This is a genomic window from Streptomyces hygroscopicus, from assembly GCF_026168105.1.
Lineage (GTDB): Bacteria > Actinomycetota > Actinomycetes > Streptomycetales > Streptomycetaceae > Streptomyces > Streptomyces hygroscopicus_D.
The window spans coordinates 1-8,929 of the sequence record NZ_LBMW01000101.1 but is presented as its reverse complement, the minus strand read 5'-3'; the positions used below and the strand labels follow the sequence as shown (position 1 = coordinate 8,929).

At 72.7% G+C, this 8,929-nt stretch carries 6 protein-coding genes; all 6 read right to left on the bottom strand.

The features are described from left to right. Nucleotides 1-67: 67 nt before the first annotated feature. A complete protein-coding gene (locus AAW14_RS38665) occupies nucleotides 68-1,021 on the bottom strand; it encodes a bifunctional riboflavin kinase/FAD synthetase (protein ID WP_265569156.1) in 954 nt (317 codons plus the stop codon). A 127-nt stretch (nucleotides 1,022-1,148) separates the two neighbouring features. Next, entirely contained in the window at nucleotides 1,149-4,718 is a 3,570-nt protein-coding gene (locus tag AAW14_RS38660) for a serine protease (RefSeq protein ID WP_265569155.1), read from the bottom strand. 225 nt (nucleotides 4,719-4,943) lie between these two features. Continuing rightward, nucleotides 4,944-5,849: a tRNA pseudouridine(55) synthase TruB gene (truB, locus tag AAW14_RS38655; RefSeq protein WP_265569154.1), complete on the bottom strand. Its 906-nt coding sequence runs from the start codon at nucleotides 5,847-5,849 to the stop codon at nucleotides 4,944-4,946. Then, complete coding sequence (rbfA, locus tag AAW14_RS38650; protein ID WP_265569153.1) at nucleotides 5,846-6,298, bottom strand: 30S ribosome-binding factor RbfA; 453 nt, start codon at nucleotides 6,296-6,298, stop codon at nucleotides 5,846-5,848. The genes truB and rbfA overlap by 4 nt, the downstream gene beginning before the upstream one ends. Nucleotides 6,299-6,337: 39 nt before the next feature. Then, the gene (locus AAW14_RS38645) at nucleotides 6,338-6,631 is read right to left on the bottom strand and encodes a DUF503 domain-containing protein (protein WP_073941243.1); all 294 of its coding nucleotides are present in this window, start codon (nucleotides 6,629-6,631) and stop codon (nucleotides 6,338-6,340) included. Between the two features lie 228 nt (nucleotides 6,632-6,859). Further along, nucleotides 6,860-8,929, bottom strand: a 2,070-nt coding sequence (gene infB / locus AAW14_RS38640) for a translation initiation factor IF-2 (protein ID WP_265569152.1), incomplete at its 5' end; no start/stop codon positions are given.

The following is an 8,929-nucleotide window of genomic DNA, read 5'->3' as shown; positions in this document are numbered from 1 at the left end:
TGTCTCGGCCCGCGCCTGATGGCGCGGGCCGCCCCGTCTTGGCACGGGTGCCGGGACGCTGCCGGGCTCACTCGCCGTCGTACGCCGCCGTCAGCTCCCGGCAGCGCTTCACGTCCTCGGCCATCTGCTCCAGCAGGGCGTCCAGCGACTCGAACCTGGCCTGGCCGCGGACGAACGTCAGGAAGTCGACGGCCACGTGCAGACCGTACAGATCCAGTCCCACCCGGTCGATGGCGTACGCCTCCACGGTCCGCTCAGTGCCGTCGAACTGCGGGTTCGTGCCGACGGAGATCGCGGCCGGCATCGCCTCGTCCCCGACGTGCAGCCAGCCCGCGTAGACGCCGTCGGCCGGGATCGCGGTGTGCGGGAGCGTCTCGACGTTGGCGGTGGGGAAGCCGAGCCCGCGGCCGCGCTGGGCACCGCGGACCACCACGCCCTCGACCCGGTGCGGACGCCCGAGGATCTCGTGCGCACCCTCGACGTCGCCCTCGGCGATCAGCCGCCGGGTCAGGGTGGAGGAGAAGGGCTCGCCGCCGCCTGCTTCCCCGGTCACGTAGAGGTCCACCACCTCGACCTCGAAGTCGTAGGTCTTGCCCTGCTCGGCCAGGAACTCCACGTCTCCGGCGGCCTTGTGGCCGAAGCGGAAGTTCGGGCCCTCCACCACGGCCTTGGCGTGCAGCTTGTCCACCAGGACCTTCACCACGAAGTCCGCGGGCGAGAGCCGGGAGAACTCGGTGGTGAAGGGAAGGATCAGGACCGCGTCGACGCCCAGCTCGGTCATCAGTTCGGCACGTCGGTGGTGCGGGGCCAGCAGCGGCGGATGGCTGCCCGGGCGCACGACCTCGCTGGGGTGCGGGTCGAAGGTGACGACGACCGCCGGAACGCCCAGCTCACGGGCGCGTTCCACGGCGTGCCGGATGATCAGCTGGTGTCCGCGGTGGACTCCGTCGTACGAGCCGATGGTGACGACGCTGCGCCCCCAGTCCTGGGGGATGTCCTCCAAGCCACGCCAGCGCTGCACAGTGACCGCTCCTCGTCGAACCCGTGTCCGTGTCTGCCTCATACGCAGGTCTAAGGGTGCCATGCCGGGTGCCCTCCGCCCGCATCGGTATCGAGGCTGTGACGGGCGGCACGCGGGGCGACGGCGGTCAGGCGGGCACCCGGGGGCCCGCGAGGTTCTCGATCATACGGCGGGTGCCCGGGCCGACCAGGGCGGCCCACTCGCCGGGGGCTTCGGCCAGCCAGTGGGACAGCAGCCGGGCGAAGCCGGGCACATGCCGGGCGAGACCGAACAGACCCCGGTCGAAGCGGGCGGCACCGCCGGGCGTGCGGGCCAGGAGGACCCCCGCGCGATGGATCACCTGGCGGGCGTGCTCCTGTCCGCCGCGGTGCACACCGTCGGCGGCCGAGCGCAGCATCGCGTCCAGGACCGCTTGGTCCCGCTCCTGTGCGAGCAGCAGCTCGAGCAGCTCGTGCCGCAGGGGCAGGGACTCCTCGCCGCCGGGCGCGCCGAGCACGGCGGCCAGGGCGGAGCGCATCCGCGGCGGTCCGACGGCGAGCAGCCCGGCGACCAGCGGAAGGAGGACGGCGCGGGCGGCGAGGCCCTGGTCCATACGCCGCCCGACATACGCGGCGACATGCTCCCCCAGGCCCTCGGCCCGGCTGGGGCAGGGGATGCTCCCGCCCTCCTCCGGGCGCTCCGCCGCGACCTCGTGTACGAGGGCGGCGACCCGGCCGGCCAGGGAGGGTGTGGTGGCGTCGGCGAGGACGCCCAGTGTGTCGCCGACATCGGGTCCGGACTGTCGCAGCCGGGCACGGAAGGCGGCGAGTACCGGTTCCGGATGGGTCGTGAGGGCGGTGACCAGGGCGGTGGCGGGCAGTTGGGGATCCCCGGCGGCGAAACGCGCTACGGCCCCCGGGAGGTGCCGGGCGCGGGTCCGCGGATCCCGTACGAGGAGCGCGAGGGCCCCACCGTGCAGCGTGCAGTCGGCGGGACGGGCCATCAGGGCGAGGCCCGTGCGGCGCAGCAGTTCGCGGTCGGCCTCGGTGCGGGCGTGCGGGGCGGCGCGCAGGCCGTACGTCACCGCCGCCACCCGTCGCCCGGACCGCTCGTCGTGCGCCCAGCGGTCCACGGCCCGGCACATGGCGGACGGTTCCTCCTCGGCGAGCACGGCGAGCAGTTCGTCGCCGCGCCGGTGGCCGCTGTCGACGAGGGCCTCGGTCAGATCGTCCAGGGCGCGTCGCCGGTGCGTGTGCAGCAGCGCCTGGGCGGCGGTCGCCACGGTCGCATGCGGGGCGGCGGGCAGCGGACGCTCGTCGTCGAACCAGCGGGTGAGACGGCGCTGTACGGCGGTGGGGTCGGCGGCGAGGAGCCGTGCGACGGCGTCGAGGTACCGGGGCGTGCCGGGCGGAGAGGAGCCGGGGGCGGACGCCACTTCGGGTGCCGTACCGAGGTCGCCGGCCGTCCTCGGCGCCCCGTCCGCCGCCACCAGCCTTCTCAGCAGATCGAACCGTTCGGCCTCCCGAACCCGCAGGGCCTCCCAGAACATTGGCCCGAACTCGGCCGGTACGGCGTGCCCCTGGCCCCGCCGACGCACGATGCCGTCGGCGATCAGGCGCAGGACGTGCAGATACGGCGTCGCGTCCGGCAGGCGGACGAGCGTGTCGGTGAGGAGGTGGGCGGCCCACCAGGCGGCGTCGTCGGGCGGGGCGGGGCGGGATGTCAGCAGCGTGTCCATCGCGTACACCAAGTCCTCGAGTCGCAGGGCGAGTTCGGCCGGTCCCTGCTGACGGGCCAGCAGGAGCAGCGCCTGGACGACCGGGCCGATGCGGTGGCGCGGAACGGGCGGAGTGCGGGGCGCGGCGAGGGCCGGGTGGACGGCACGGGCACGGCGGCGTGCCGCGGCCGTCGCGGCCAGCGAGGACACCGGGCGCTCCGCCGCACCCGGCACGCTCCGGTGCACCAGGGTTCCCAGGGCGGCGTCCAGGTCGAGGTGCATGGCCTGGAGCCGGTCGGCGAGTTCCTCGTGGGCGAAGCGGTATCCGTGGCCCGCGGGAACGAGCAGGCCCTCGGCGAGTACGGCGGAGGCCCAGCCGGTGGTTCCGCCGAGCCGTGGTGCGGGCCCCCGGGGGAAGAGGGTCTCGAACGTCGTGCGGTCCAGTACCCCTTGACCGGGGCCGAGGCCCCGGCGGGCGGCCTCGTGGACCTGCCCGGAAACCCGGGCGGCGAGACGGCGTACGGCGGTGCCGCTCAGTCCGTTCCCGGTGGCGAGCCGTGTCGCGATGCGCAGGCACACCAGGTCGAGGTAGGCGGAGAAGACGTCGTGCCGGTCGACGGGGACGGGCGGGGTGTCGGGGAGAGCGGCGCGGACCTCCGCGAGGAGGCGGAGGGTCAGGGGGTGCCGGGCGTCGGGGTCCTGGAGTACGCCCTCGGGGATGCCGTGGCGTACGCACACCTGGTGGGCCTCGGGCGTGGTGAGGGCGCCGAGCCGTAGGCAGGGTGCCCCGTCCTCGAACTCCCGCCGGAGCCCCGCCCCGGCTCCCTCCCAGTACTCCGGCCCGCAGGCCACCACCAGCCGCGCCCCGGTCTCGCGCAGCCACGCGGCCGTTGCCGCCGTCCATTCGGGGAGCCGGTGGGCGAGGGCGGGCGGCATGTCCTCAGGGCCGTCGAGGAGCAGCAGCAACGGGCGGCCTGCGTCCCGTGCGACCCGTGCCAGGCGGGCGGGACCGATGTCACCCGTGTTCCTCGTCCGCCCCGCTCGCTGCAGCGCCCGTGTCGCCGCGTCGGCCAGCGATGTGTCCGTGTCCCGGAGGTCCGCCCCGCGCAGCCCGAGCACGGGGGCCGGTTCGGGGCTCCGGGCGCGCCTGGCGGCGAGCGCGGCGAGTTCCGTCGTACGACCGCTGCCGGGGGAACCGACGAGTCCGAGGACGGCGGCCGTTCCCTGCTCGAAGGCCCTGAACTCCCTGATGGCATGGGGGCGTTGCACGGGTACGCGGTCGAGGGGCGGGGCGTCGGCAGCCGCCCATGCCGCCGTCAGTTCCAGGACCGCCGCGAGATTCAGGTCCGCCCCGTAGGCGGGAACCGTCTCCGCGTTGCGGGCCAGCAGTCCGTCCAGCGGCTCTCCCAGCCCGCGCAGGGGCATCGCGAACCCCGCAGTCCGGTGCTCCGAGTGCAGCGCGGTGCCGAGCACGGCCAGCACCGCCCCGGTCACCGCGTCCAGCACCGGCCCTCCGGCCGCGCCGCCGCCCGGCCGGAGCGCTTCGGTGCCGGCGGTGCCGACCGCCAGCTCCAGTGCGCCGTCGAGGGGGTGGGAGCTGTCCGTGGCCGCGTACGTGACGGGGCTCGTGCCGAGCACCCGCGCCTCGCGCCAGCCGCCCGCCGCGATCCGGACGTACGTCCCCGTCTCGACGCGGTCCCGCACTGTGACGGGCAGCGGGTCCAGGCCGAGCCCCTCGGTGCGCACGAGGGCGAGACCGGCGCCCGGCAGCGGCGTCACCGCGTCGGCGTCCACCACGCAGACCCGCTCGTCCGGCGTCTGCAGCACCAGCCGGCCGGTTCCGTCGACGGCCTCGTGGCCGGTGATCAGCGTGCCGTGACGGTCGACGGCGAACCCGATGCCGCGCGGGCGCCCCGCCACGTCGCGCACACGCACGAGTGCCGGTTCCGGGCGGCGCGTCTCCGGGCCGTCGTCCGATGTCCGAGAGCCACGTCCCACCATGGTCGAACCTCCCCGCCGTGCCTGGATCCGACGGTAGGCCGAGGATGATCAGCGGAACAGATCTTGCTGCGAACGCGCCCCCTTCCGCTCCCTCGGTTCACTCCGAGCGCCTGCACCTTGGGGTGAATAGGCGAGGAGGGATGGATACACCTCTCTGAGGGGGAACCGAGGGGGGACCGTGGAGCGGCGGCTCGTGCCCCGTGACCGCCGCTCCACGGCTGGACGTCAGCCGAACACGGCGAGGCTCTTGGCCTTGCCCTTCAGTTCCTCCACGAGCGCCAGGAGCCTGCCCGCCGGGGCGAAGACGGCGACGGGGCCGACGCCCGTGTACTCGTCGGGCATCTCCAGGCGCACGCCGTTCGTGAGCAGCCGGGCCCGCTTGGCGTCCACGTCCCAGCGTGGGAACGCGGCGGCGGCGGCCTCGGCGATCGGCATCACGGTCAGCTCCTCCTGGAGCTGGTCCAGGGTGCGGGCCGATTCCAGCTTGTACGGTCCGACGCGGGTACGGCGCAGAGCCGTGAGGTGGCCGCCGACCCCGAGGTCGGCGCCCAGGTCGCGGGCGAGGGCCCGGATGTATGTGCCGGACGAGCAGACCACGGACACCAGCAGATCGAGGACGGGGGTGCCGTCCTCGGCGAGGGCGTCCCGGACGTCGTACGCCGTGAAGGACGAGACGGTGACCGGCCGGGCAGGGATCTCGAAGTCCTCGCCCTCCCGCGCCCGCTTGTACGACCGCACGCCGTCGATCTTGATGGCGCTGACCTTGGACGGGACCTGCAGGATGTCGCCGGTGAGCTTGGCGATGCCGGCGTCGATGGCCTCGCGCGTGACGTCGGAGGCGTCGGTGGAGGAGGTGACCTCCCCCTCGGCGTCGTCCGTCACGGTGTTCTGCCCGAGCCGGACTGTCCCCACGTACTCCTTCTCCGTGAGGGCGAGGTGCCCGAGGAGCTTGGTGGCCTTCTCCACACCGAGGACGAGCACGCCGGTCGCCATCGGGTCGAGGGTGCCGGCATGGCCGACGCGCCGTGTCTTCGCGATCCCGCGCATCTTGGCGACCACGTCGTGCGAGGTGAAGCCCGACGGCTTGTCGACGATGACAAGGCCGTCGGGCGTGTTGTGCTGCTGGGTCATTCCGCGGTGTCGTCCGTCTCGTCCTCGGAGCCGGGCTTGCGGTACGGGTCGGCTTCACCGGCGTAGGGCGCTCCCGTCGCCGCCTCGCGCACCTTCGCGTCGGAGGCGCGCGCCTTGTCGAGGAGGTCCTCGATCGTCCGGGCGGTGTCCGGGAGGGCGTCCGCGACGAAGGTCAGGGTCGGCGTGAACTTCACGCCCGCCGCCCGTCCGACCTCGGAGCGCAGGATGCCCTTGGCGCTCTCCAGGCCGGCGGCCGCGGCCTGCCGCTCCTCTTCGTCCCCGTACACCGTGTAGAAGACGGTTGCCTCCCGCAGATCACCCGTGACCCGGGTGTCCGTGATGGTGACGTGCGAGCCGAGCCGCGGGTCCTTGATCCCGCGCTGCAGCTTCTGGGCCACCACCTCTCGGATGAGGTCCGCCAGCCTCTTAGCCCGCGCGTTGTCGGCCACTGGTCCGTCTCCCGTTCTTTCCTGTCTGTGTTCCTGGGGTCAGTCGTCTTCGCCGTGGAAGCGCCGTCGTACGGACAGCAGTTCCACCTCGGGGCGTCCGGCGACCAGCCGCTCGCACCGGTCCAGTACGTCCGTCAGGTGCCCCGCGTCACCGGAGACCATCGCAAGGCCGATGACGGCCCGCCGGTGGAGGTCCATGTGGTCCACCTCGGCTGCGCTCACGGCGTACTTCCGCTGGAGCTCGGCGACGATCGGGCGGACGACGGAGCGCTTCTCCTTCAGCGACCGTACGTCGCCGAGGAGGAGGTCGAAGGACAGAGTCCCCACATACATGTGTGTACCCGGATGACCCGCCGGTACGGGATCGATGACCCGGCCATCGGTTTGGGCAGGGACACGAAAACCGTACAACGAACGCCGTAACGGCTCGACGGGGTTTTCCGGGGACGACGGCGGTGGGCCGCCGTTCACCGGAAGCGAGGGTCCGGGGGCGGCAGCCCCCGGCAAACGGCGTGCTGGCCGACGGGACCGATGTCCCGTCGGCCAGCACGCACCGTTGGCTTACGCCCGCGGCTTCTCTCGCATCTCGTAGGTCGCGATGACGTCGTCCACCTTGATGTCGTTGAAGTTTCCGAGGTTGATACCGCCCTCGAAGCCTTCGCGGATCTCGGTGACGTCGTCCTTGAAGCGACGCAGACCCTCGATGTTGAGGTTCTCCGCGACCACCTTGCCGTCGCGGACGAGCCGGGCCTTGGTGTTGCGCCTGACCTCGCCGGAGCGGATGAGAACACCCGCGATGTTGCCCAGCTTGGACGACTTGAAGACCTCGCGGATCTCCGCCGTACCGAGCTCGACCTCCTCGAACTCCGGCTTGAGCATGCCCTTGAGGGCCGCCTCGATCTCCTCGATCGCCTGGTAGATGACCGAGTAGTACCGGACGTCCACGCCCTCGCGCTCGGCCATCTGCGCCGCGCGGCCCGCCGCGCGCACATTGAAGCCGATCACGATGGCGTCCGAGCCCATCGCCAGGTCGATGTCCGACTCCGTGACCGCACCGACGCCGCGGTGCAGCACCCGGATGTCGACCTCCTCGCCGACATCCAGCTGGAGCAGGGAGGACTCGAGGGCCTCGACGGAGCCAGAAGCGTCACCCTTGATGATCAGGTTCAGCTGCTGGACCTCGCCGGCCTTCAGCACCTTGTCCAGGTCCTCGAGGGACACACGGCGCGTGCGCTTGGCGAACGCTGCGTTCCGCTCGCGGGCGGCGCGCTTCTCCGCGATCTGGCGGGCCGTACGGTCCTCGTCGACCACGATGAAGTTGTCGCCGGCACCCGGGACGTTGGTCAGACCCAGGACCTGCACCGGCGTCGACGGGCCGGCCTCGGCCACGTTGTTGCCGTTGTCGTCGAGCATCGCCCGGACGCGGCCGTACGCGTCGCCGACCACCATCGTGTCGCCGACCCGCAGCGTGCCTCGCTGGACGAGGACCGTCGCCACGGCACCGCGGCCGCGGTCGAGACGGGACTCGATCGAGATGCCCTGCGCGTCCTGGTGCGGGTTGGCCCGCAGGTCCAGAGCCGCGTCGGCCGTGAGGACGACCGCCTCGAGCAGGCTGTCGATGTGCAGACCCTGCTTGGCGGAGATGTCGACGAACATCGTTTCGCCGCCGTACTCCTCGGCCACCAGGCCGTACTCGGTCAGCTGACCGCGCACCTTGGTCGGGTCCGCGCCCTCGACGTCGATCTTGTTGACCGCGACCACGATCGGCACCTCGGCCGCCTTGGCGTGGTTCAGCGCCTCGACCGTCTGCGGCATCACACCGTCGTTGGCCGCCACCACGAGGATCGCGATGTCGGTCGACTTCGCACCACGGGCACGCATGGCGGTGAACGCCTCGTGACCCGGGGTGTCGATGAAGGTGATCGCCCGGTCCTCGCCGTTGACCTCGGTCGCGACCTGGTAGGCACCGATGTGCTGGGTGATGCCACCGGCCTCGCCCGCGATGACGTTCGTCTTGCGGATGGCGTCGAGCAGGCGGGTCTTGCCGTGGTCGACGTGACCCATGACGGTGACGACCGGCGGGCGGACCACCAGGTCCTCCTCGCCGCCCTCGTCCTCGCCGAACTCCAGGTCGAAGGACTCGAGCAGCTCGCGGTCCTCCTCCTCCGGGCTGACGATCTGAACCGTGTAGTTCATCTCGCCGGCCAGGAGCTGCAGCGTCTCGTCGGAGACGGACTGCGTGGCCGTGACCATCTCGCCCAGGTTCATCATGACCGCGACGAGGGACGCCGGGTTGGCGTTGATCTTCTCCGCGAAGTCGGTGAGCGACGCACCGCGCGACAGGCGAATGGTCTCGCCGTTGCCGCGAGGCAGCATCACGCCGCCGACCGACGGGGCCTGCATGGCCTCGTACTCCTGACGGCGCTGCCGCTTCGACTTGCGGCCACGACGCGCCGGACCGCCGGGACGGCCGAACGCACCCTGTGTGCCACCACGGCCGCCCGGACCACCGGGACGTCCGCCGAAGCCGGGACGGCCACCGCCGCCACCGGCGAAGCCGCCACCGCCACCGGGGGCGCCGCCACCGGGACGACCGGCGAAGCCGCCGCCGCCACCGGGACGACCGCCGCC

What these genes read in the sequence shown, in the direction of transcription:
- AAW14_RS38660 (WP_265569155.1), bottom strand. Translation starts at nt 4,718, where the DNA reads ATGGTGGGACGTGGCTCTCGGACATCGGACGACGGCCCGGAGACGCGC.
- AAW14_RS38645 (WP_073941243.1), bottom strand. Translation starts at nt 6,631, where the DNA reads ATGTATGTGGGGACTCTGTCCTTCGACCTCCTCCTCGGCGACGTACGG.
- truB (WP_265569154.1), bottom strand. Translation starts at nt 5,849, where the DNA reads ATGACCCAGCAGCACAACACGCCCGACGGCCTTGTCATCGTCGACAAG.